Raw genomic sequence first — 22,600 nt, 5'->3', positions numbered from 1 at the left:
AGCAACATGGCCAGGTGACACCAGTCGGTGTAAGCCTTTTGCCATAGCCTGGGGAACATGGCGATCGCCGCCTCGACTAATGCTGACCCCGCCGAAGATCCGCCATGGCCCTCTCGACCTCCTTCGCTATCGTGCAACAGCAGATGCGCCGCGCCGCCGGCCTGGTCTGGAGTACCTCACCCGCGCTGATGATCAGCCTGATCCTGGCGACCCTGGTCGCCGGCCTGCTGCCGGCGCTGGCCGCCTGGCTGGGGCAGCGCATCGTCGATGCCGTGGTGGCGGCCATGCGGCTGCATGCCGACCAGGGCCAGGCACCGCTATGGCCGGTGCTGAAGTTCGTGCTGGCCGAAGCCGGGGTACTGGCGGCCCTGGCGGGCGCCCAGCGGCTGCTGTCGGTGCAGCAATCGCTGCTGCGGGTACGCCTTGGGCAGACCGTGAATCTATTGATCCTGGAAAAGGCCCAGACCCTGTCGCTGGCGCAATTCGAGGACGCCGAGTTCTACGACAAGCTGGTGCGAGCCCGGCGCGAGGCTTCGATACGACCGCTGGCCCTGGTGACCAAGTCCCTCACCTTGCTGCAGAACCTCATCTCCCTGGTCAGCTTCGCCGTGCTGCTGGTGCATTTCTCGCCCTGGGCGCTGCTGTTGCTGGTGGTGGGCGCCCTGCCGGTGTTCCTCGCCGAGGCGCGCTTTTCCGGCGATGCCTTTCGGCTGTTCAGCCGGCGTGCGCCCGAGACCCGCCGCCAGACCTATCTGGAAACGCTGCTTTCCCACGAGGCCTACATCAAGGAGGTCAAGCTGTTCGGCCTGGCGCCGCTGCTGCTGGAGCGCTATCGCACCACCTTCGCCAAGCTCTATGCCGAGGACCGCCGCCTGACCCTGAGACGTGACGGCTGGGGTTTCGTCTTTGGCCTGCTGGGCACCCTCGCCTTCTATGCCGCCTATGCCTGGGTGGTGCTCGATACTGTGCGCGGCCGCCTGAGCCTGGGCCAGATGACCCTCTACCTCACCCTGTTCCGCCAGGGTCAGGCCGCGGTCAGCGCCAGCCTGACCGCCCTGGGCGGCCTCTACGAGGACAGTCTCTACCTGAGCAATCTCTATGACTACCTGGGCCAGCCGACCAGCGCCGAGGGCGGCAGCCTCACGGCGGGCAGCCAGCCTGGCGACGGCCTGAGATTCGAAGGGGTCGGCTTCACCTATCCGGGTGCGACCGCGCCGACGCTCAAGGACATAAGCTTTCACCTGGCGCCGGGCCAGAGCCTGGCCCTGGTGGGCGCCAACGGTTCGGGCAAGACCACCCTGATCAAGCTGCTGACCCGCCTGCACAGCCCGACGCGTGGCCGTATCCTGCTCGATGGCAGCGATCTGCAGGAGTGGCAGCCGGCGGCGCTGCACAGGCGCATCGGCGTCATCTTCCAGGACTTCATCCGCTACCAGCTCACCGCCGGCGAGAACCTGGGGGTCGGCGATACCGCGGCCTTCCACGACGAGACGCGCTGGCGCAAGGCAGCCGAGCAGGGCCTGGCCGACGAGGTCATCGCTGGTTTGCGCGAAGGCTACGAGACGCAACTGGGGCGCTGGTTCCTGGGCGGTCAGGAGCTGTCCGGCGGGCAGTGGCAAAAGATCGCCCTGTCGCGCGCCTACATGCGCGAAGACGCCGACATCCTGGTGCTGGACGAACCCACCGCCGCCCTGGACGCCGCGGCCGAGGCGGTGATCTTCGAGCGCTTTCGGGCCCAGGCGCAACAACGCATGACCCTGCTGATCTCCCATCGCTTCTCCAGCGTGCGCAACGCCGATCAGATCCTGGTGCTGGAAGACGGAGAGATCCGCGAGCGTGGCGATCATGAGGAATTGCTGGCCAGCGGCGGCCGCTATGCTCAGCTGTTCGATCTGCAGGCCCGGGGTTATCGCTGATCGCCGGTGGCGAACTTCGCGCAGGGCGCTCTGCCCAACCTTAACAACCACTCGCGGAGGCCGCATGAACGATCAGATCAAGGAAAACCCCGACGACCTGGACATCGATCCGGACATCGCGCCCGACCCCGAAGAGCCCGTAGGCGATAATCCGGATGACAAGCCGGTTGAGGAACGCCTGCCGCAGAAGAATCCGCGCAATCCGGAGTACAGCTGATGAAAGCCATCCTGCCGCTGCCCGAGGATGAAGATCCGGAAGGGCTGCATCCTGCGGAGCTGCCCGCGGACGAAGACGATGCGCCGCCGGTGGATCCGCTGTGACGGGTCAGGCGTAGGGTTTGCCCTCACCCCAGCCCTCTCCCGGAGGGAGAGGGGGAAATAGCGGCCCGTAGGTTGGGTTGAGTGCAGCGAAGCCCAACGTTTTTCAGGTCGGCACAGGTTTGTTGGGCTTCGACGATGGAGCTGTCTCAGCCCAACCTACGGGTATTCCGCATCATGAAAAGGTCCGCCATGGCGGACCTTTTCTTTGGCCTTATTTCGTGCCGGGTTGCGGTTGGTAGAGTTCGAGCAGCTTGAGCGTGACGCCGTTGGTCCAGCCGAAGCCGTCCTGCAGCTCGTACTCGCCGCCGCCGCCGCCCTGGCCACCGGTGAGGTCGTATTTTTCCACCAGCTTCTGCTCCCGGGCGTAGAGATTCTGCACCTGGGTCAGGAAGCGGGTGCCGATGTCCGCCGCCAGCTTGTCCTGCTGATAGCGGCGCAGGCCATCCACGGCCACCCACTGCAGCGGTGCCCAGCCATTGGGCTCATCCCATTGCTGGCCGGTCTTGACCGTGGTGGTGGCGATGCCGCCCGGACGCAGCAGCTGGTTGGCCACGGTCGCGGCGGTCTGGTCGGCGCTGCTCTGGCTGGCCGCACCCACGAACAATGGGAACAACGTCGCCGCGGTGACCTTGTCGGTGCGGCGCTTGGCCTGCCAGTCGAAGTCGGTGTAGTAGCCGGCGGGATTCCACAGGTAGCGATCGATGGCCTGCTGGCGGGTCTTGGCCTTCTGGCTGTAGGCCTGGACGCAACTGGCCTCGCCGGTCTTCTCGCAGGCCTTGGCGATGGTCTGTTCCAGGTGATAGAGCAGGCTGTTCAGATCCACCGGGGCGATGGCGGTGGTGCGGATGGTCGCCAGGGTCTTGCCATCGCCGAGCCAGCGCGAGGAAAAGTCCCAGCCACTCTCGGCACCCGCGCGCAGGTCTCGATAGACCTCGCCGGCCGGTCGACCCTTGGCCTGGGCGGCGGTGGCCAGATCTTCCATATAGGACTCCTGGCGCGGGGTATCGCGGGCGTCCCAGTAGCGATTTAGCAGGGTGCCGTCGGCCAGCTTGACCACATGGGCGTTGGCCTGGCCTGCCTGCAGCCCTTCGGCGCCGGCCATCCAGTAGGCGTATTCCTTCTGCAGCTGCGGGAGATAGCGACGATAGGCGGAATCGCCTTCCAGGCTGGCCTGCAGGTCGACCATGTAGGCGAAGAACGGCGGCTGCGAGCGACTCAGGTAGTAGCTGCGATTGCCGTTGGGGATGTGGCCGTAGACGTCGATCTCATGGGCGAAGTTGTCCACCATGTCGCGGACCAGGTCGGTGCGCCCATCCTTGGCCAGGCCCAGCATGGTGAAGTAGGAATCCCAGTAGTACACCTCACGGAAGCGACCGCCCGGTACCACATAGGGCTTGGGCAGCGGCAACAGGCTGCTGTAGGCCGGGACCTGTTCGTAATGGCGGGTCAGTACCGGCCAGAGGTCCTTGACGTGGGTGGGCAGGTCGGCGCCCGCCTTGGGCGGCTCGGCCTTGATCGGAGCGGATTCTTCGAAGTTGGCGCTGACGAAGGCCTTGAGATCGAAGCCCGGCTTGTCGCGCTGAGCCAGGTAGTCCTGGCGGATGTCGGCCGGATTGCGCTTGGGCAGGGCATCGACGAAATGCTTCTGGTCGGTGAACAGCTTGCCCTGCTGCACCGCGGCGAACAGCTCGGGATAGGCCTGGTCCGGCGGCACGGCGCGGGCGTTGCTGGCGTCACGCCAACTCCAGGTCGGGGTTTCCGGCTTGCTGCCCTCATGGGCGCAGGCGGCGAGAAAGGCGATGGACAGGGACAGGACGAGCATCCGCGCGGGTGGCGCAGGTGGCAGGCGTTTCATGAAGCGCTCCTTTTCTTGTCGACACGACAGCAGCCGCAACAGACGTTGCGACACGAAAGGATCGACCCTGAAGCGCCGCGACAGTTCGCCGCGACGGGCTCAGCTACCCGGGCGCAGACGCCTCACGCTGCGCGCCAGTTCCTCCAGGCCGAAGGGCTTGCCGATGAGTTCGACGCCCTCCTCGGCCAGCTCCGGCAAGGACGCGGGATCGGCCTGGCCGGACAGATAGAGCACCGGCAGTCCGGGGCTGGTGGCCCTGGCCTGCTCGGCCAGTTGCCGGCCATCCAGCCCGGAGAGGCCGAGACTGGTCACCAGCAGATCGATGCGCAGGGTGCCCGAGGCGATGAGGGCAACCGCGGTGGCGCTGTCGGCCACCGCCAGCGGGGTGTAGCCCAGTTCCGCCAGCACCTCGCCGATGATGACGCGAACCTCGCGCTCTTCCTCGACGATCAGCGCGCAGTCACCGGAGACTTCCGGCAGCACCGGGCCTTCGGCTTCGCTGGGGGTGGGCTGCACCTCGGGCTGGGCCAGCAACCGCGGCAGATAGAGACTGATGCAGGTGCCCTCGCCCACCACCGAGTGGATTTCCACCTGGCCGCCGGATTGGCGGACGAAACCATAGATCATCGACAGGCCGAGACCGGTGCCACGACCGCTGGGCTTGGTGGTGAAGAAGGGCTCGCAGGCACGCTTGAGGGTATCGGCGTCCATGCCGGTGCCGGTATCGCAGACCTGGATACGGACGAAATCACCGGCCACCGTCTCGATCGGCAAGCCGATGCTGAGGGGGCCGCTGACGTTTTCTACCCGGATGCTCAGGTTGCCGCCTTCGGGCATGGCGTCGCGGGCGTTGATGGCCAGGTTGAGGATGGCGTTTTCCAACTGGTGCGGATCGCAATGCAGCAGCCAGAGGTCGGCGTCCAGCTGGACGTCCTTGCGGATCTTCTTGCCCAGGCTGTGGCGCAGCAACTCGTGCATGCCCTGCACCAGCTGACCGGCATCCACCGGGCGCGGTTCGAGCACCTGACGGCGGGCGAAGGCCAGCAGGCGCTGGGTCAGGGCAGCAGCGTTCTCGGCCGAGCGGGTAGCGGTGTCCAGATAGCGCTCCAGCTCCTGGATGCGTCCCTGCTGCACCCGCCGACGCATCAGGTCGAGCGAGCCGACGATGCCGGTCAGCAGGTTGTTGAAGTCGTGGGCGATGCCGCCGGTGAGTTGGCCGATGGCTTCCATCTTCTGCGCCTGGCGCAGTTCCTCTTCCAGGGCCACCAGCTCCTGGCTGCGCACCTCGATGCGCTCTTCCAGGTTGCGGTTGAGTTCGTCTAGGGCCTCGCGGGCCCGCACGGTTTCGCTGACGTCGCGAGAGATGGAGAGGAATTTCAGGGGGGTGCCGTCATCGCCCAGGATCGGCGTGACCACCACGTCCCACCAGCGCCGGGTGCCCTTGGCGGTGGGCGCGAGCCCGGTGAAGCGGCCGATGCCGCCGTGGCGCGCCGCCTCGATCGCGGCCAGCACCTCGTGACGCTGCCCCTCGGGCCAGAGTTCGGCCCAGAGGCGCCCCTGGAAGGGAATGAAGTCATCGATCTCCATGACCATCAGGCCGCCCGGATTCATGTATTCCAGGCGCCCTTCCAGATCAATCAGCTTGATGCAGTCGACGCTGCAGACCATGACGCTGCGCTTGAAGGCCTCGCCCTGCCAGAGTTCCGCCTCATGGCGGCGCTGCGCGGTGACGTCCAGCAGTACGCCGCCGGCCTCGCGCCGCTGGAACTGCAGGCAGCGCAACTGGCCATCGGCACCCTGGTGCCAGGCCTCCCAGACCTGCCCTGGCGCGGGCAGCAGTCCCTCGGGCGGCGTACTGCGACTCTGTAGGCCGCTCAGCACCTCGGCGGGTGGAAGGCCCCGGGCCAGCGCCTCGGCGTCCCGTTCCAGCATGGCCGCACAGGCGGCATCCGCGCGCCATTCGGCGCGGCTGGGATCGTATTCGAACAGGCCGACGGCAAGGAATTGGGACATGGTGGGTAGGTGGCCGGTAGGAAAAGGAGATGTCATAACGCCATCAAAGACGGCGAACCTGTCTACGTTAACAGTTTCATCGTTTCGCTTCGCGCTGCGCTTCGACCACTGCGCCGGAAAAATTACTCACTCGGTCGCGTTTTTCTCCACGGCATAGCGCCGCTCCAGACCGCTATGGCCCAGACCGACGCCCTTGCGCACCTTGAGCTGCACCGGGATGCGTTCCTTGAGCGCCTCCACATGGCTGATGATGCCGATGGTCTTGCCGCTGGCATTGAGCTGATCGAGGGCATCCAGGGCGACCTCCAGGGTTTCGCCATCGAGGGTGCCAAAGCCCTCGTCGAGAAACAGCGAATCGATGCCGGTGCGCTGACTGACCAGATCCGACAGGGCCAGCGCCAGAGCCAGACTCACCAGGAAGCTCTCGCCACCGGAGAGGGTGCGGATGTCGCGCAGAGCATCGGCCTGCCAGGTGTCGAGGATCTGCAGTTCCAGTTCCGCCGCCTGGCGCCGGATCAGCCGATAGCGGCCATGCAGACGCATGAGCTGACCATTGGCCAGGTGCACCAGGTGATCCAGGGTCAGGCCCTGGGCGAACTTGCGGAATTTGGCGCCGTCGGCCGAGCCGATCAGGCCATTGAGGTGCTGCCAGAGATCGTGATCGCGCTCCTGGGCGGCGATCTCGCCGAGCAGGGCCTGCAGGCCGTCCCGGCGCCGTTCGTCTTCGCGCAGGGCGGCGTTGACCTCGCCCTGGCGCTGGCCCAGCGCACGCAATTCGGCGTTGGCGGCGGCCAGTTCGGCATCCAGCTCGGCGGCGCTGCGCTCGGTCTGCGGCGCGGCGTTTAAGGTTGCCAGGCGTTCCTGCGCCGCACCGGCCAGGGCGCGAGCCTCGGTCAGGGCGGTCTCCAGGCGGCTGCGCTCCGCGGTCAGGGCGGCGTGCTCGCCGTCGTCCAGTTGCGCGGCGCGCCAGGCGTCGGCATCGGCGAAGGCACTGGCGGCCAGGGCGGCCTGCCAGCGCTCGTCGGCCTCGCGGGCCTGGCGTGTTTCACCCGCCAGCCGCTCGTGCAGCGCCTGGTGGGTCCCCTGCAGCGCCGCGCCCTGCTCGCGGCAGTCCTCCCAGGTCGTGGTGGCCTCAACGAGGACGGCGGCGGCGTCTTGCGGCGCTACCGTGGCAGGCGCGACCTCGCCAGCGCGCTGGCGCCAGGTCACCACCAGCGGGGCAAGCGTGGCCAGGCGCTGGGCGCTGTCCTTCAAGCGCTGCTGCAACGCCTGCGCCCGTTGGCAATCGGCCTGCCAGACTCGCCATTCCTGGTCGCGCTGGGCCAGCCATTCTGCCGCGCGACGGGGTACCTCATGGCCCCAGCCGGCCAGCTCCTCGCCCAGTCGACGCTCGGCACTGGTCTGTTGCGCCTGGGCTTCGCGCTGCTCGTCGGCCCCCTCGGCCAGCGCCTGGCGAGCCCGCTCCCAGGCCGCCTCGGCCAGGGCCAGGCGCTGTTCGGCATCGGCCTGCTGGCGCGCCAGGCGCAAGGCCTCCTGGCGACTTTCCTCGCGCTGCTGGCGCAGACCATCCAGGGTGGCGAGCACCTGCTGGATGCGCGCCAGTTCCTGATCCTGACGCCGGCGTAATTCGGCCACCGCGCCGGGCGCCTCGGGATCGGCGCCCAGGGCCGTGCAACGCTGGCGCCAGAGTTCGCCCAACTGCTCCAGTTGTTGACTGGCCTCGGTCTGCTGCTCGTTGGCCTGATCGAGTTGCGCCTTGAGCGCGGCCAGGGCCTCGCTGAGCTCCTTGCCCTCCTGGGTCAGGCGCTCCAGCTCGGCCTTGGCGTCCTGCAGGGCGGTCTGGGTGGCGGAGACGTCCAGAGCGGCATAGTCGGCCACCGCGGGATGCTCGCGAGAGCCGCACAGCGGACAGGGTTCGTCGGGCTGCAATGCAGCGCGCTGGGCCTCCAGACTGCGGATGACCCGCTCCTGTTCGAGCAGCTTCTCGCGCTCGCGCACCTGCTGGGCCACTTCGCGATAGCGTCCGCGCAGGGCATCCAGGCGCACCTGATGATCGCCATGCTGGCGCTGGCGCTCGCCCTGGCTGCGGGCCAGGCGCTCCAGCTGGGTCTGCAGCTGGCGCCGACGCTCGACCAGCTGATCCAGCTGGTCCACCTCATTGACCCGGCCCAGCGCAGCCTGCCAGAGGGCGCGCCAGGCCTTTTCGTCGCGCCCGTCCAGCGCCGCCTGCCAGCGTTCGGTCTGGGCGTGCTCCGCCGCCTGGGCCTGGGTGGCTTGCTCGCGGGCGCGGGTCAGCGCCCCCTGCTGGGCCTCGCGCTCCTCGGCCAGCAACTGCAGCTGGCGGGTCTGCTCCTCCTGACGCCGCGTCAGGCGCGCCAGGGCCTCGGCTCTTTCGTCGCGTAGCGCCAGTTGGCTGCGCCAATCGCCCAGGCGTTCGCCGAGTTCGGCATGGCGGCTACGCTCGGCCAGGCTCTCGGTCAGGTGGTGCTGCTCCTCGAGCGTACGCGCCTGCTCCGCTTCGGCCTGGCGCAGCTGTTCGCCACTGGCGCCCAGGGCCTGGGCCAGGGCAACGTCACGGCGACTGGCCAGAATCTGGATGCGTTGATCGAGCTGTTCCAGCTCTTCCCGGCTGCGCTGTTCGCGGGTTTGGGCCTCGCGCCAGGCCTGTTCGATGGGCAGCAATCGCGCCGCCGGTTCGGCCGCCGCCAATCGCTGGCGCTGCGGCTCGGCGGCCTCCCAGGCCTGCTGCGCCGCGGCCAGGCGCGCCTCGGCCTGCTGCTCGCCCGCCACCGCCTGCTCCAGGGCGGTCAGCCACTGGCGTTGGGTCTGCCAGGTCTTGAGGTCGGCGCCCAGCTGCTCTTCGCGCTGCGCCAGACCGAGACCCTCGGCGGCCAGTGCCTGACGGCGTTCATCGTCCAGTACCTCGACCCCCGCGACGCGCTGGCGCAGGCCGTCCAGCACGCCCTTGGCCTCCCGCGCCCGCTCGTATACCCGCTGGGAGATCTGGCCGTACACAGCGGTCCCGGTCAGCTCTTCCAGGAGTTCGGCGCGCTGGCTGGCACTGGCCTCCAGGAAGGCGGCGAAGCCCCCCTGGGCCAGCAGCATGGAGCGGGTGAAGCGCTCGAAGTCGAGGCCGGTGAGCTCTTCGGTGAGCCTGAGCTTGTCACCGGTCTTTTCGGCGAGGATGGTCCCATCGAGCCGGGCCAGTTCAACCTTGGGTGGCTGCAGGGCGCCATCGGCCCGATCCCGCGCGCGCCTCTGACTCCAGAAGGCCCGGTAGCGCTCGCCACGCACGGCGAATTCCACCTCGGCGAGGCAGTCGCCGGTGTGGCGGGTCATGAGTTCGTTGCTCTCCCCGCCCACCTTGCTCATGCGTGGGGTGCGGTGATAGAGCGCCAGGCAGATGGCGTCCAGCAGGGTGGTCTTGCCCGCCCCGGTCGGTCCGGTGATGGCGAACAGGCCACTGCTGGCGAAGGGTTCGGCGGTGAAGTCGATCTTCCACTCACCCTTGAGGGAATTGAGGTTCTTCAGACGCAGGGTGAGGATCTTCATCGGGCTTTTCCAGGACGACTCGGCGAACCGCCGATTCTGGCATTGTTGGGCGCGCGCGCCCATGCCAACCGACCATTCGACCTATGGTCATGCCCGCTGCTGAACTTGCCTCCCGCTCCGTTCTCAACAGAAAGGTACCGCCTTGCAACAACGTTTCCCGGGAGGATCCGTCGTGCGCTCACCTCTGTCTCCCTTCGATTTTCTTGGCATGCCGCTGCTGATCGGCCTGGGCATCCTGGCACTGGTCAGTTGCGGTGGTGATGACAAGACCGCTGCGCTCTGGCAGCCGCTGACAACCTGGCTGGTCTAGCGGATAAAAAGCCCGACGATCCTGGGATCGCCGGGCGGCCCCTCAAGGCATGAACACCGCCCTCATGCAGTTCTTGTCCTCGGACTTGAACAGCTCGTAGCCATAGGGCGATTCCTCCAGACTCATCGGGTGGGTGAGCAGGTAGGACGGATCCAGCTCGCCTTTCTGGATGTGCTCGAACAGCCGCTCCACATAGCGCTGCCCCGGCTGCTGACCCGACCTCAGGGTCAAGGCCTTGTTGACGATGGCGCCCATGGGAAACTTGTCGATCAAGCCGCCATAGACCCCGATCACCGACACCGTACCGCCCTTGCGACAGGCGCGGATGGCCTGGCGTAGCGCCGACCCACGCTCGGTGTGCAGGCGCAGCATCTGCTTGGTCTTGTCGTAGGCGTAATCCAACTGGGTGCCATGGGCCTCCATGCCGACGCAATCGATGCAGCGATCCGGGCCGCGCCCGCCAGTCAGTTCCAGCAAGGCTTCATGGATGTTGGTGGTCTCGTAGTCGAGGACGATGGCACCGGCCTTCTCGGCCGCCAGCTGCAGGCGATCACTGAAGCGGTCGATGGCGATGACCCGCTCGGCGCCCAGCAGGTAGGCGCTGCGAATGGCCATCTGGCCAACGCCACCACAACCCCAGACCGCCACGGTATCACCGGGCTGGATGTCGGCGATGTCGGCGGCGTAGTAGCCGGTGGGCACGGCGTCGGACACGAACACCGCCTGGGCATCGCTGACGCCGTCGGGCACCTTGAACAGGTTGACGTCGGCATAGGGCACCCGCACGTAGGTCGCGTGGCTGCCGGCATAGCCGCCGAAAGCGTGGCTGTAGCCAAAGATGCCGGAACAGGGCTGCCCGTAGGCCAGTTCGGTCATTTCAGGCTTGGGATTGCTGTTGTCGCAGCAGTTATAATCCTCGCGCTGGCAGTGCTCGCAGTCCCCACAGCCGATGATGGAGACGGTCACCACCCGATCGCCCACGGCCAGGCCCTGGTTGCGCAGGCTGCTGCCCAGCTCGACGATCTCGCCGAGGAATTCGTGGCCGATGATGTCGCCGGGTTTCATCGCCGGGACATAGCCACCCAGCAGGTGCAGGTCCGAGCCACACACCGAGGACATGATGATGCGCACGATGGCATCGCGCGGATTGAGGATCTCCGGATCCGGGACGGTTTCCACCTGCAGACGGTTGGGGGCTTGCCAGGTCAGGGCACGCATCAGTTCGCCCTCCCCGGAGTACCAAGGCCCGCGTCGATGTCAGCCGAGGGCTCATCGGCCGGGCGAGTCACCGGCGGATGGGGCGGCGCCAGCGGGCGACCGCTGCGCGAGACCTCGGGGGTGGCGATCTCGCCGGTCTCCATTTGCTGCTTGAGGCGGCGCAGGCCGAGGTTGACCGCCTTGCCGGTGAAGCGGCTGATGCCTTCGGTGACGGCATGACCGAGCAGGCCGGCCGGGGCTTCGCAGGCCAGCACGACCTGCACCAGGGTGCCACGGCCCTGGGGGGCGTCACTGAAGGTCAGACTGGCCTTGTGCGCCATGAAGGTGCCGGGCACGGTGCTCCACAGCAGGAACTCGTTCTCGCGGCGCTCGCTCTGCTCCAGGGTCCAGCTCAGGGTGCGTCCCAGGGGACCGGAGGCATGCCAGTGGCTGTCGCCATCGGCGCCCAGCTCGATGCGATCAACGAACGGCAGCAGCTCGCGCAGGTGCTGCAGATCGGCGCAGTAGGCGAACACCTCTTCACGCGGCTTGGCGATGGTCACGCTGCGCTGGATGGCGGTGGGATTGCGCCAGCCCCAGCGTTCGCCCAAGGCTTGCTCGAAGGGCGACGGCTGCAGTGCGGCCTTGAGTTCGCAGCGCTGGCGTACCCCGCGGCTGAGGGCCATGGCGCCCAGGGCCATCTTCACGCAGCCGGTCAGGCCACCGCGGCGCAGGCCGCCAAGGATCAGCAGACCGCCGCCGAGCAGGGAAACCACACGTTCGGTGCCCTGGACGTTGGGGACCTGGTTGTCGGAACGCTCATGGCGCGTGGCGGCGAGGGGTTGGGAAAGGTCGTGCATGGGGTCTCCTCCGGTATGGGCTACATAGAGAGGGTGACCCCAGCGCGCGGGACGTTGTTCCGAAGGGGAAAAGCGGTCCGATGGACGCGTTTCGCTGCGATCAGGCAGGCAACTCGCCAAGAACCTCGCGGTAAAGCCCTTCCAGGCGGGTGCGCAGCTCGTCGTCCAGGGACTCTTCAGCCAGGCGCTGGCTGAAGACGTCCAGGGGACTGAGTTCTTCCAATGTTTCGCGCTGGGTGCCCTGCAGGGTGGGCGCCATCGCGCTGCGTGCGCGCCTGACGCGCAGTACCTCCAGCGGCAACTCGGCGACCAGGGCGGCGATGCGTGGCTGCAGATCGGCCAGGTAGTCGTCTCCGGTCACCACCACCTCGGCCCACACCGGGCACCCGGGGCGACCATCGGCAGCGGCCTCGATCAGCGCCGCACCCAGGGTATCGAGGCTGCCCTGCACCACGGCCAGGGGCTGGAAACAGGGTACCGCCACGGGCGTCACCCGCTCCAGGGCGGTACCGAACTCCACCAGCAGGACCTGCTTGGCGCGCTCTTCGTCGAAACTCAGGCACAGTGGCGAGCCGCTGTAGCGCACCTGCTCCAGGCCGCCGACGCGCTGGGGTCGATGGATATGGCCGAGGGCGATATAGTCCGCCGGCGGAAAGGTGCTGGTGGGAAAGGCGTCGAGGCTGCCGACATAGATCTCGCGCACCGACTCGCTGGCGCTGGCGCCCACGGTGGTCAGGTGGCCGGTGGCGATGATCGGCAGAGCCATGCCCAACTCGGCGCGGCGCGCTTCGGCCAGACCATGCAACTCGGCATAGTGCCCCTGGATGGCCTGTTGCAGCGCCTGGCGCTTTTCATCGGCGCTTTGCCCGGCCTGGCTCTGCACCACGTCCCGTGGGCGGACGAAGGGAATGCCGCAGAGCAGCGCGCCGATCTCACCATCGCGGCGACGCAACTCCAGCAACTGATCGGCCGGCGTCTCGCTGACGCAGGGGATCACCCGGGTGTCCAGGCAGGCCAGCAACTCGCGGGACTCGGCCAGCACCGCGGCGGAATCATGGTTGCCGCCCAGCACCACCAGGCTGGCACCGGTACCACGCAGGGCGACGATGAAACCGTTGTACAGCTCGCGGGCATAGCTCGGCGGCGTGGCGGTATCGAAGATATCTCCCGCCACCAGCACCACGTCCACCCCCTGCTCCTCCACCTGGGTGACCAGCCAGGCGAGAAAGGCGCGATGCTCGGCCTCGCGGGTGCGCCCGAGAAAGTGCTGCCCCAGGTGCCAGTCGGAGGTGTGCAGCAGGCGCAGGCCGCCTTGAGCAGTGGCCTTGCGGGCGCGCCTGGGCTTGGATTTTTCCTCGGGGGCAGCGGCGGGCAGATCGAACAGCGGGAGGTTTTCCATGGGTATCGGCGGTCAGAGCGGCAAAGAGGCGCAGTATCCTCCTCCTGCTGCACCGAGGGAAATCCGCGCCGGTACGCACGGCCGAGCGGTCACTCCGCGCAGGGCCGTGCCGCGATTGCCGCATCCCTTCGCAAGCCCAGGGGAAGCAGACTCAGCAGCCCCAGCAGCGCCATCCCCAGGCCGACCCACAGCGGCGCGCGCAGGCCCTGACCGGCATCGATGGCCGCACCACCGGCCCAGGCACCTACCGCCAGGCCCGCGGTGATCACCGAGGTGTGCAGGGTATTGACCAGGGGGCCTGGCGTGGCCGCGGCCATGACCCGAGCGACCATGGCCGGGTTGAGCGCCACCCCGGTCAGGCCGATCAGGGTCAGGGCCAGGAGGCTGGGCGCGGCGCTGTCGGCGCAGCCGACGAACAAGGCGAAGCCCAGCGCCAGCACGGCCAGGCCGACGCCCTGTACCCTCAGGGTATGGCGATCAGCCAGCCGACCCACCAGCAGATTGCCCAGCACATTGGCCAGGCCATAGCCCATCAGCAACCAGGGAATGGTGGTGGGCGCGAAACCCGTCACCTGGATGAGGATGGGCGAGAAGTAGCTGAAGCCGGCGAAGGTCGCACCGATGATCAGGCCGCTGGTGAGGTAGGCCGCCCAGAGCCGGGCACTGACCAGGGTATCCAGTTCTCCGCGCAACTGTCCGGCCGCGCGCGCCGGTGAGCGGGGCACGCACAGACCGACCAGCAGGGTGCAGCAGGCCGCCAGCAGGGCGACCGCCCAGAAGCTGGCGCGCCAGCCGGCCTGTTGCTCGATCAATACCGTACCCGGCACGCCAAACACCGGCGCCAGCATGAGGCCGGACAGGATCAGCGAGGCGGCCCGACCGCGACGATCCGGCGTGACCAGGTTGGCGCCCAGGGTCAGGCACAGCCCTATGCTGGCGGAGCTGGCGACGCCCATGAGCACCCTGCCTGCCGCCATCACCGGATAACTGGCCGCCAGCGCGGCCACCACGGCGCCCACCAGATAGAGCGACAGCAGCCATAGCAGCGCCGACTTTTCCGCCAGGCGCAGGGCCAGCAACAGCAGGGTCAGGGGTGGGCCGCCCAAGGCCATGCCCAGGGCATACCAGGAGATCAGATAGCCGATCTGGCCGATGGAGACGCCGAGATCAGCGGCCAATGTCGGCATCATGCCGGCGACCATGAATTCGGCGGTGGTCAGCGCGAAGATGGTGAGGGCCAGCAGATAGATGAGACGAGGGATGGCGGGTGGGGCATTCATGACAGGCGGAGGATTCCAGAAAAGCGGACAGGAGCGGCTGTAGCGGGCCGGACGGGCGGACTGATCCCGCGTGTCTCGGGGGTGGGGCTGGGTTTGATAGGCGCCGGAGGTCGTGCGCCAAGGCGGGCACCTTAGTGGCTGCGCCGCCGTCCGGTCAAACGTGGGGCCGCCGGGCTAGAGGCGGAAATCCTCGGCGATCAGCCCGGCCAGAGAGGCGCAGGCGGGGCTGCGTTCGCCCGGTGGCGAGGCCAACCGCAGTTCGTGCACCGGCAGTTGTACAAAGCCCTCCTCCGGCGTCAATTCGCGCATCGGCGGGGTCATGCGCGCCCGGTCGGTGATGGCCACGGCCTGGCCCAGTTCGACCGCCGCTTCCAGCGCCGACGAGGCGGCGCTGGTCACCACCGCGTGCCAGCGCCGGCCCTGGCGGATCAGCAGATCGATGCCCAACTCGCGATAGCTGCAGCCTTCGCCGTGCAGCGCCAGAGGCACGCTAGCGTCCGGGCTCAGTTGCAGACCGGGACCGGCGACCCACACCGGCTGGGTATGGCCGAACAGCTGGCCATCCGCCCGGTCGGTGCGCGGCGGCCCCACCAGCAGCGCCAGGTCCAGCAGCCCTTGGCCAAGCCAGCGGCGGAGCTGGCCGCTATTGCCGGTAAGCACTTCGAGAACGATGCCAGGATGCTCGCCTTGCAGGCGCGGGAAGACAGCCTTGAGCAGGCGCGCGGCATAGTCCTCGGCCACACCCAGGCGCACCTCGCCCACCACCGGCTGCCCCGTGAGACCGGCGAGGATGCGGTCGTGGGCCTGCAGCAGCTCGGCGGTCTCCAGCAGTACGCGACGTCCGAGCGGGGTCAGGGTCACGGCCTGGTTGTCGCGTTCGAACAGCCGGCCGCCGGTCTGCTCTTCCAGCCGGCGGATCTGGCTACTCACCGCCGAGGGGCTGCGGTTGAGCTGCAGCGAGGCGGCGCGAAACTGCCCCAGCCGGACGATGGTGTGGAAGGTGCGCAGGACGTCGATATCGAGAGGAGCAGGCATGATGCACCTTTATCGAAGCATAGCTACGGATAATGTCGTTTGAGTGTATTAGCATCCCGATTCAGGCTCAAGGCATCCCGTCATCTGGAGCTTGGCCATGCCTTCGACTCTTTCCTCTACGCTGTTCCGCCAGCTCGCCCTGGTGCTGTGCTGGAGCGCCGGTTTCGTCGGTTATCGCTATGCAGCGGACCAGGCCCCTACCCTGCTGGTGACCTTTTGGCGCCTGCTGCTGGCCGCCCTGCTGTTGCTGCCGTTCGCCTGGACCGAGGTGCGGCGATTACCCCTGAAGATCATCGGCCAGCAGGCGGGTATTGGCGTCCTGGCCTTCGCCGGAGTGGTAGGGCCGGCGGCCAAGGCCATCGAACTGGGCGTCTCGCCCGGGCTGGCGGCACTGCTCTCGGATCTGTCGCCGCTGCTGGTGGCCCTGGGCTGCTGCCTGCTGCCGGGCCAGCGTACCAACGGGCGTCAGTGGCTCGGCCTGGGGCTGGGCCTGGCCGGGGTCCTGCTCGCGACCGGCGCCGGACTGGGGCTGGGCGTGGCGCCTGCCTGGGCCTATGCCCTGCCCTTGGGCAGCGCCCTGGCCCTGGCGCTGGCGACCCTGGTGCAGAGTCGCCTGCCACCCAGCCGCCTGGCCCTGCGGACCCAGCTGTTCATCCAGCTCGCAGCCAGTAGCCTGATGATGCTGGGAGTGGCTGGGGTGGAAGGCCCGCTGACTCCACCGCTGACCCTTGGCTTCGCCCTGGCGGTTCTGTGGCTGCTGATCCCGACCCTGCTCGGCTTCGGCCTCTACTGGCTGTGCCTGCGTCAGGGCAGCCCCCAGGCGGTGAGTGGCGCTCTCTATCTCAGTCCGCCGGTGGCGCTGCTGTGGGCCTGGGCCTGCTTCGACGAACCCTTGGCCCCGGGCATGCTACTGGGCCTGCTGTTCGCCCTGGCGGGGCTGCTGTGCCTGAATGCCGCGGAGCGGAGCGGCCGCCTGGAGCCGACACTGGGCAGATGAGGGTCTCCAGAACGCGATGCTGACGGCTGTCAGCATCGTCATGCGCCTCGTTCGATACGAGGCGCGCCCATGCTCACTCCTTTTCGTCAGCCTGCTCGTCGTGATCCTTGAGCGCAGGCTTCTTACCTGGTTGCGGCGCGTGCTCGGCGTCGGGGGCGATGTCCTCGCCATGATGCTTTTTCTCTTGCTGCACTTTCTTGTCGTGGGCGACGTTGCGTGGATCGGTCATGGGATTTCCTTGGCTTGGTAGGTCATTCGGATCCCCATCGACGCATCATGCGGGCGGTGTTGCACCGGGGGTAATGTTTCGAGCGGGACGGCGCGCAGCCGTTCCAGCGCACCGACGAAACACTCTGAAGTAGGCCATGCAGGCGTTTTCTTGACGATTGTCATTGCCTGGCGGCGTACCGGCAGGCTAGTACTTCAACCGCCGCTCCTTGGACGGCGGATAGCCGAAGTAGGCCGAGTATCTCTTGCTGAAGTGGGTGACCGAGGTGAAGCCGCAGGCCACCGCCACCTCCAGCACCGACAGGGTGGAATGCTGCAGCAGGCGCCGCCCTTCGGTGATGCGCAACTCCAGGTAGTAGCGCATGGGCGCGGTGTCGAGCTGCTCGCGGAACAGCCGCTCGACCTGCCGCCGCGAGCGGCCAGCGTAGTCGCACAGCTGCTCGATGGTCAGGGGCTCCTCGATGTTGGCCTCCATCAGGGTCACCACCTCGCGCAGCGGCGGGGTCATCTGCACCTTGAGCGTCGGATTGACCTGGCGGAAGCGCGATTCCTCGAAGGCCAGGATATTGACCAGGCCATCGGCCAGGGCGCTGCCGCACTGGGCGCCGATCCATTCGAGAAAGAGGTGGAAGGCGCCGCTGGGGCTGGCGGCGGTGAGGCGGTCGCGATCCAGCACATGGCTTTCCGCCGAGGTCTTGCAGCCACGTATCCGCTCGCTGAAGGCGCCGCGGTGCTCGGGATGGATGGCGCAGCGATAGCCGTCCAGTACCCCGGCCTGACCCAGTTGCCAGGCGCCATTCCACAGGCCGCACAAGGTCACCTGCTGCTTGGCGGCGCGCAGCAGCAGCGCCTTGAGTCGCGGATCCAGCTCCAGCGGTGTCCGCAGCCCGCCGCAGACCACCAGCAGGTCGAAGCGGGCCTGCTCCACGGCGCGGTAGTCGCCATCCGGACGGATGACGATGCCGAGGTCGCTGAGCACCTCGGCGCCGGTCGGGCTGTAGGTCTGGGTGGCGAAGGTGCCGGCGGCCAGCAGGTTGGCGGTCACCAGGGTATCCAGCGCCTGGGTGAAGGACGGCAGGGAGAAGTGATCGAGCAGGATGAAGCCGACCAGCCGGGAAAATTCCGGTCGCGGCCGCGTCGACTGCAACTGCAGGTAGTTCTTGCCCTGGATACCGCTACCAAAGGTTCTTGAATCGATCACGCTGTGCTGCCTTCTCCGACCTTGGGCTCATGCTAGCCGAAGCTCAGCCTGGCGATGATCGGACTGCGACAGCTTCGCACCGACGACCGCCATCCCACCTGACGCCCTTAGCCTGCTAAGCTTCGCCGCTTTTTTGCCACCTGCCTGTGCAGGTCGCCGCAGGCGGTGGGTGCACCGCCCTGCACCCCATGACCGAGAATGGCCGCCAGAGCCAACGTCCGGCCCCTTCAACTGCCAGCTGGAAATTCCATGTCCACCGCCTCTCCGAGTCTGCAGCGCCGGCTCAAGCCCCGCCACCTCAACATGATCGCCATCGGCGGCTCCATCGGTACCGGCCTGTTCGTCGCCTCCGGCGCCACCGTGGCCACCGCTGGCCCGGGCGGCGCCCTGGCGGCCTATGCGCTGATCGGCCTGATGGTCTACTTCCTCATGACCAGCCTCGGCGAAATGGCCGCCTACCAGCCGGTGTCGGGCTCCTTTTCCATCTACGGCAGTCGCTTCGTCGAGGACGGCTTCGGCTTCGCCCTGGGCTGGAACTACTGGTACAACTGGGCGGTGACCATCGCCGCCGAACTGGTGGCGGCGCAGCTGGTAATGGGCTTCTGGTTTCCCGAGGTACCGGGGCTGATCTGGAGCGCGCTGTTTCTCGCGCTGATGTTCCTGCTCAATGCGGTGTCGGTGCGCGGCTTCGGCGAGAGCGAATTCTGGTTCGCGCTGATCAAGGTGGCCACCGTGGTGGTCTTCATCGGCCTGGGCCTGGCCGCCATTCTCGGCATCTTCAGCGGCATCGAGCCGCCGGGCCTGTCCGTGTTCACCCAGGGCGAGGCGCCCTTCGTCGGCGGCCTGCAGGCCATGGTCGGGGTGGCCATGATCGCCGGCTTTTCCTTCCAGGGCACCGAGCTGATCGGCATCGCCGCCGGTGAATCGGAGAATCCGCGCAAGAACGTGCCCATCGCCATCCGCCAGGTGTTCTGGCGCATCCTGATGTTCTATGTGCTGGCGATCTTCGTCATCGGCATGCTGATCCCCTACACCGATCCGCGCCTCTTGCAGAACGATGCCACCGACGTCTCCGTCTCGCCTTTCACGCTCTTGTTCGAGCGCGCCGGCCTGGCCTTCGCCGCCAGCCTGATGAACGCGGTGATCCTCTCGGCGGTGCTCTCCGCCGGCACCTCGGGCATGTACGCCTCGACCCGGATGCTGCACAGCCTGGCCGAACAGGGCAAGGCGCCGCGGCTGTTCGCCCGCGTCGCGCGCAATGGCGTACCGCGCAACGCCCTGCTGGCCACCACCGCGGTGGGCGCCCTGTGCTTCTTTACCTCGCTGGTGGGCGACAAGGCCCTCTATGGCTGGCTGCTCAACACCTCGGGCATGTGCGGCTTCATCGCCTGGCTGGGCATCGCCGTCTCCCACTATCGCTTCCGCCAGGGCTACCTGGCCCAGGGTCGCCGCCTGGAAGACCTGCCCTACCGCGCCAAGCTGTTTCCCTTCGGGCCGCTGCTGGCCTTCGCCCTCTGCCTGGTGATCACCCTGGGGCAGAACTATGCCGCCCTGTTCGGGCCGAACGGCGTCGACTGGCTGGGCCTGGCCGCCACCTACATCAGCCTGCCGCTGTTTCTCGCCGTCTGGCTGGGCTACCGCTTCAAGCATCGGAGCCGCCTGGTGAAGCTCAAGGACATGGACGTCAGTCCGAGCGGGGACTGAGCGACCGCCAGCGGGACCCACCGGCTGCGCCCGGCGGGTCCCGTGCTAGCATCCCGGATCTTTCCGATCGACTCGCCAGCGCTGCCATGGGCACCACCCTCGCCTCCCAACTGATCCCCGACATCCTCACCTACATCGCCTCGCACCAGCTGGCGGTCGGCACCCGGCTGCCCGAGCGCGCCCTGGCCGAGCGGCTGCGGGTGTCGCGCTCGCCGGTGCGCAGCGCCCTGCAGCAGATGGCCGACCAGAGCCTGCTGGCGCGGCATCCCGAGGGTGGTTTCGCCGTGGCCGCCGCGGCCCTGGACGCCACGCCCCAGGCGCGCGAAGAGGTATCCGCCAGCGAACGCCTGTACCTGACCATCGCCCGCGACCGCATCGAGGGCGAATTGCCGCTCAAGGTCACGGAAAACGAGCTGATCCGCCGCTACCAGGTCACCCGTGGGCAACTGGCTGACATTCTCAGACGCATCGTCCAGGAAGGCTGGGCCGAGCGCCTGCCGGGCTATGGCTGGAGTTTCGTCGAAGGCCTCACCTCGCCCGACGCCTACGCCCAGAGCTATGCCTTCCGCCTGCTGATCGAACCCGCCGGCATCCGCGACGCCGGCTTCACCCTGGATGCCGGCGAATTGCGCCGCTGCCGCGACGAGCAGGCGCTGCTGGCCGCGGGCCGGGTGTTCGAGGCCTCGCCCGCGGAAATCTTCGACGCCAACACCCGCCTGCATGAGACCATCGCCCGCTGCTCGGGCAATGCCTTCATCCTCGATGCGCTGCGCCGGCTCAATCGCCTGCGCCGTTTGATCGAATACCAGAAGTCGGTGGATCGCCAGCAGGCCCAGCGCCGCTGCCAGGAGCACCTGGAGCTGATCGACCTGCTGCTCGAGGATCGCCGTGAAGAAGCCGCGACCTTCATGACCCGGCATCTCGGCAACGCGCTGCAGGAAAAGCAGGCCACGGCGGCGCGCTGAGCCTGCGGCGCCAAGGGCCTGCCCGCCAGGGCGCGGGGGCGTTAGACTGGTGGACTTTTCCCGTCACCCGAGTCCGCCATGCCGATCCGTCACGCCATCGTCCATCTGATCGACAAGAAGCCCGACGGCCAGCCCGCGACCCTGCACGCGCGGGACGCCGAACTGGCCGACTCCCAGGCCATCGAGAATCTGCTGGCCGATCTCAATGACAGCTACAACGCCAAGCCCAACAAGGCCTGGGGCCTGTTCCACGAGGAATCCGGCGCCTATCCCTTGAGCGGCTGGCTCCATGCCTACCTGGAAGGCGAGCAGGACTTCGTCGCCTTCAGTCGCCAGGCGGTGGAGCATCTCAAGGGGCTGATGGAGAGCAGCAACCTTTCCACCGGCGGCCATGTGCTGTTCGCCCAGTACCAGCAGGGCATGACCGACTACCTGAGCATCGCCCTGCTGCACCACAGCGAGGGGGTGACCGTCACCGAGAGCCTGGAGGTGGCCCCCGCCAAGCACCTGGACCTGGGCCAGCTGCACCTGGCCGCGCGGATCAACCTCTCGGAGTGGCGCAACAACAAGCAGTCGCGCCAGTACATCTCCTTCATTCGCGGCAAGGGCGGCAAGAAGGTCTCGGATTACTTTCGCGACTTCATCGGCTGCCAGGAAGGCGTCGACGCCAAGGGCGAGACCCGCACCCTGCTCAAGGCCTTCAGCGACTACGTGGAAAGCGAAGACCTGCCCGAGGAAGCCGCCAAGGAAAAGACCGACACCCTGGTGGACTACGCCAGCAGCCAGGCCAAGCGCGGCGAACCTATGGCCCTGGACGCCCTGTCCGAGTTGATGGACGACCAGGCCCCGCGTGCCTTCTACGACTACATCCGCAACAAGGATTACGGCCTGGCGCCGGAGATCCCGGCGGACAAACGCACCCTCAATCAATTCCGCCGCTTCACCGGTCGCGCCGAAGGCCTGTCGATCAGCTTCGAAGCGCACCTGCTGGGTTCGCGCATCGAATACGACGAAGGCCAGGATCTGCTGATCATTCGCGAGGTGCCGACCCAGCTCAAGGACCAGCTCAAGCGGCGTAATGACTAGCCTGAGCGCAGCGAGCACGGTCATCCGCGAATGACCGTCGAGCCTCCTGGACACCTGGGGTTGCAAACGCGATCACCGATCGGGCGCCCCCGGCTGGACAGTGGCCGGCCAAAGGGGGCACAAGATGTCCCTTCTTTTCCTTATCTGCCGAAAAAGTCGAAACCATGAGCCAGTACCCCTTCGAACGCCGCATCGTCATCACCCTGCAATCGAACAATGAACTGACGCTCGACGCCGCCCTCGACCAGGCCGTGTCGCGCATCAAGCAGGGTGAGACCCACGGTGGCGACGAAGGCCTGGCCACCGCCTACAGCTTCCATGTGGACACCGTGGCCGAAGGCCCCTCCGGTCCGGTGGACCTGGGCGAATACCTGGGCCGTCCGGCGACCAAGGCCGAGCAGAGCGTGGTGGACGCCGGCGTGGTCCCGCGCTTCCGCCTCGGCCAGACGGTGGCCGTGCAGGTCGGCAATGGCGAACCCAAGCCCAGCAGCATCCAGGAAGTGCGCCTCTTTCCCCAGGTGGAAGGCCCCTGCTGGTTGTACCTGGTGGAAGAACGCGTCCATCGCGACTACCTACCGGCGAAGAAACTGCGGGCGATCTGAGGTCAGCTTGGCGTTGGGCTTCGCTGCGCTCAGCGCCAACCTACCGCGCCGTAGGTTGGGTTGAGACGGTTTCATCGTC

General features: G+C 67.4%; 18 protein-coding genes. 8 read left to right on the top strand and 10 right to left on the bottom strand.

The window, feature by feature from the left end; translation table 11 throughout:
• Positions 1 to 104 precede the first annotated feature (104 nt).
• Together C722_RS0113255 and C722_RS26445 are read left to right on the top strand one after the other, a co-directional pair.
• Entirely contained in the window at positions 105 to 1,916 is a 1,812-nt protein-coding gene (locus C722_RS0113255) for an ABC transporter ATP-binding protein (RefSeq protein ID WP_017640960.1), read from the top strand.
• Between the two features lie 64 nt (positions 1,917 to 1,980).
• Positions 1,981 to 2,133 carry a hypothetical protein gene (locus C722_RS26445; protein WP_017640959.1) on the top strand — a complete coding sequence of 51 codons (153 nt, stop codon included), beginning with the start codon at positions 1,981 to 1,983 and terminating at the stop codon, positions 2,131 to 2,133.
• A 315-nt stretch (positions 2,134 to 2,448) separates the two neighbouring features.
• On the opposite strand, the gene treA is transcribed toward C722_RS26445, so the two are convergent.
• The 3 genes from treA to sbcC all read right to left on the bottom strand — a co-directional run bounded on the left by treA (position 2,449) and on the right by sbcC (position 9,657).
• Positions 2,449 to 4,092 carry an alpha,alpha-trehalase TreA gene (treA, locus tag C722_RS0113240; protein WP_017640957.1) on the bottom strand — a complete coding sequence of 548 codons (1,644 nt, stop codon included), beginning with the start codon at positions 4,090 to 4,092 and terminating at the stop codon, positions 2,449 to 2,451.
• A gap of 99 nt (positions 4,093 to 4,191) precedes the next feature.
• Positions 4,192 to 6,105, bottom strand: a complete 1,914-nt coding sequence (locus C722_RS0113235; RefSeq protein WP_017640956.1) for a PAS domain-containing sensor histidine kinase — start codon at positions 6,103 to 6,105, stop codon at positions 4,192 to 4,194.
• Positions 6,106 to 6,231: 126 nt separating this feature from the next.
• On the bottom strand, positions 6,232 to 9,657 hold the full coding sequence (gene sbcC / locus C722_RS0113230; RefSeq protein ID WP_017640955.1) for an exonuclease subunit SbcC: 3,426 nt from the start codon (positions 9,655 to 9,657) through the stop codon (positions 6,232 to 6,234).
• 172 nt (positions 9,658 to 9,829) lie between these two features.
• Between sbcC and C722_RS26225 the strand changes: the two genes are divergently transcribed.
• A complete protein-coding gene (locus tag C722_RS26225) occupies positions 9,830 to 9,967 on the top strand; it encodes a hypothetical protein (protein ID WP_156522344.1) in 138 nt (45 codons plus the stop codon).
• A 42-nt stretch (positions 9,968 to 10,009) separates the two neighbouring features.
• On the opposite strand, the gene C722_RS0113220 is transcribed toward C722_RS26225, so the two are convergent.
• The 5 genes from C722_RS0113220 to C722_RS0113200 form a co-directional block, all read right to left on the bottom strand.
• Positions 10,010 to 11,185, bottom strand: coding sequence for a zinc-dependent alcohol dehydrogenase (locus tag C722_RS0113220; protein WP_017640953.1), 1,176 nt, complete (start codon positions 11,183 to 11,185; stop codon positions 10,010 to 10,012).
• Positions 11,185 to 12,024 (bottom strand): SRPBCC family protein, encoded by an 840-nt coding sequence (locus tag C722_RS0113215; protein ID WP_017640952.1) that lies wholly within the window; start codon positions 12,022 to 12,024, stop codon positions 11,185 to 11,187. The genes C722_RS0113220 and C722_RS0113215 overlap by 1 nt, the downstream gene beginning before the upstream one ends.
• Positions 12,025 to 12,124: 100 nt before the next feature.
• The gene (sbcD, locus tag C722_RS0113210) at positions 12,125 to 13,330 is read right to left on the bottom strand and encodes an exonuclease subunit SbcD (protein ID WP_026083829.1); all 1,206 of its coding nucleotides are present in this window, start codon (positions 13,328 to 13,330) and stop codon (positions 12,125 to 12,127) included.
• Positions 13,331 to 13,512: 182 nt separating this feature from the next.
• A complete protein-coding gene (locus C722_RS0113205) occupies positions 13,513 to 14,703 on the bottom strand; it encodes an MFS transporter (RefSeq protein ID WP_017640950.1) in 1,191 nt (396 codons plus the stop codon).
• Positions 14,704 to 14,877: 174 nt separating this feature from the next.
• Complete coding sequence (locus C722_RS0113200; protein ID WP_017640949.1) at positions 14,878 to 15,738, bottom strand: LysR family transcriptional regulator; 861 nt, start codon at positions 15,736 to 15,738, stop codon at positions 14,878 to 14,880.
• Positions 15,739 to 15,835: 97 nt separating this feature from the next.
• Between C722_RS0113200 and C722_RS0113195 the strand changes: the two genes are divergently transcribed.
• Positions 15,836 to 16,735 carry a DMT family transporter gene (locus C722_RS0113195; RefSeq protein WP_017640948.1) on the top strand — a complete coding sequence of 300 codons (900 nt, stop codon included), beginning with the start codon at positions 15,836 to 15,838 and terminating at the stop codon, positions 16,733 to 16,735.
• Between the two features lie 73 nt (positions 16,736 to 16,808).
• On the opposite strand, the gene C722_RS26030 is transcribed toward C722_RS0113195, so the two are convergent.
• Both C722_RS26030 and C722_RS0113185 read right to left on the bottom strand, forming a co-directional pair.
• Entirely contained in the window at positions 16,809 to 16,964 is a 156-nt protein-coding gene (locus tag C722_RS26030; RefSeq protein ID WP_085984310.1) for a hypothetical protein, read from the bottom strand.
• A 186-nt stretch (positions 16,965 to 17,150) separates the two neighbouring features.
• Entirely contained in the window at positions 17,151 to 18,164 is a 1,014-nt protein-coding gene (locus C722_RS0113185) for a GlxA family transcriptional regulator (protein ID WP_017640946.1), read from the bottom strand.
• A gap of 249 nt (positions 18,165 to 18,413) precedes the next feature.
• Between C722_RS0113185 and C722_RS0113180 the strand changes: the two genes are divergently transcribed.
• From C722_RS0113180 to C722_RS0113165, 4 genes are all read left to right on the top strand, one after another.
• Entirely contained in the window at positions 18,414 to 19,868 is a 1,455-nt protein-coding gene (locus C722_RS0113180; RefSeq protein WP_017640945.1) for an amino acid permease, read from the top strand.
• Between the two features lie 86 nt (positions 19,869 to 19,954).
• On the top strand, positions 19,955 to 20,833 hold the full coding sequence (locus C722_RS0113175) for a GntR family transcriptional regulator (RefSeq protein ID WP_017640944.1): 879 nt from the start codon (positions 19,955 to 19,957) through the stop codon (positions 20,831 to 20,833).
• A 78-nt stretch (positions 20,834 to 20,911) separates the two neighbouring features.
• Positions 20,912 to 21,919, top strand: a complete 1,008-nt coding sequence (gene yejK / locus C722_RS0113170; protein WP_017640943.1) for a nucleoid-associated protein YejK — start codon at positions 20,912 to 20,914, stop codon at positions 21,917 to 21,919.
• A gap of 164 nt (positions 21,920 to 22,083) precedes the next feature.
• Positions 22,084 to 22,521, top strand: coding sequence for a hypothetical protein (locus C722_RS0113165; RefSeq protein ID WP_017640942.1), 438 nt, complete (start codon positions 22,084 to 22,086; stop codon positions 22,519 to 22,521).
• Positions 22,522 to 22,600 lie beyond the last annotated feature (79 nt).

It is taken from the genome of Pseudomonas sp. 313, from assembly GCF_000316965.1.
Lineage (GTDB): Bacteria > Pseudomonadota > Gammaproteobacteria > Pseudomonadales > Pseudomonadaceae > Chryseomonas > Chryseomonas benzopyrenica.
Note: the sequence above shows the minus strand (reverse complement) of the source record. Positions and strands in the feature narration are given on the sequence as shown.

What these genes read in the sequence shown, in the direction of transcription:
- C722_RS0113255 (WP_017640960.1), top strand. Translation starts at nt 105, where the DNA reads ATGGCCCTCTCGACCTCCTTCGCTATCGTGCAACAGCAGATGCGCCGC.
- C722_RS26445 (WP_017640959.1), top strand. Translation starts at nt 1,981, where the DNA reads ATGAACGATCAGATCAAGGAAAACCCCGACGACCTGGACATCGATCCG.
- treA (WP_017640957.1), bottom strand. Translation starts at nt 4,092, where the DNA reads ATGAAACGCCTGCCACCTGCGCCACCCGCGCGGATGCTCGTCCTGTCC.
- C722_RS0113235 (WP_017640956.1), bottom strand. Translation starts at nt 6,105, where the DNA reads ATGTCCCAATTCCTTGCCGTCGGCCTGTTCGAATACGATCCCAGCCGC.
- sbcC (WP_017640955.1), bottom strand. Translation starts at nt 9,657, where the DNA reads ATGAAGATCCTCACCCTGCGTCTGAAGAACCTCAATTCCCTCAAGGGT.
- C722_RS0113220 (WP_017640953.1), bottom strand. Translation starts at nt 11,185, where the DNA reads ATGCGTGCCCTGACCTGGCAAGCCCCCAACCGTCTGCAGGTGGAAACC.
- C722_RS0113215 (WP_017640952.1), bottom strand. Translation starts at nt 12,024, where the DNA reads ATGCACGACCTTTCCCAACCCCTCGCCGCCACGCGCCATGAGCGTTCC.
- C722_RS0113205 (WP_017640950.1), bottom strand. Translation starts at nt 14,703, where the DNA reads ATGAATGCCCCACCCGCCATCCCTCGTCTCATCTATCTGCTGGCCCTC.
- C722_RS0113200 (WP_017640949.1), bottom strand. Translation starts at nt 15,738, where the DNA reads ATGCCTGCTCCTCTCGATATCGACGTCCTGCGCACCTTCCACACCATC.
- C722_RS0113195 (WP_017640948.1), top strand. Translation starts at nt 15,836, where the DNA reads ATGCCTTCGACTCTTTCCTCTACGCTGTTCCGCCAGCTCGCCCTGGTG.
- C722_RS26030 (WP_085984310.1), bottom strand. Translation starts at nt 16,964, where the DNA reads ATGACCGATCCACGCAACGTCGCCCACGACAAGAAAGTGCAGCAAGAG.
- C722_RS0113180 (WP_017640945.1), top strand. Translation starts at nt 18,414, where the DNA reads ATGTCCACCGCCTCTCCGAGTCTGCAGCGCCGGCTCAAGCCCCGCCAC.
- C722_RS0113175 (WP_017640944.1), top strand. Translation starts at nt 19,955, where the DNA reads ATGGGCACCACCCTCGCCTCCCAACTGATCCCCGACATCCTCACCTAC.
- yejK (WP_017640943.1), top strand. Translation starts at nt 20,912, where the DNA reads ATGCCGATCCGTCACGCCATCGTCCATCTGATCGACAAGAAGCCCGAC.
- C722_RS0113165 (WP_017640942.1), top strand. Translation starts at nt 22,084, where the DNA reads ATGAGCCAGTACCCCTTCGAACGCCGCATCGTCATCACCCTGCAATCG.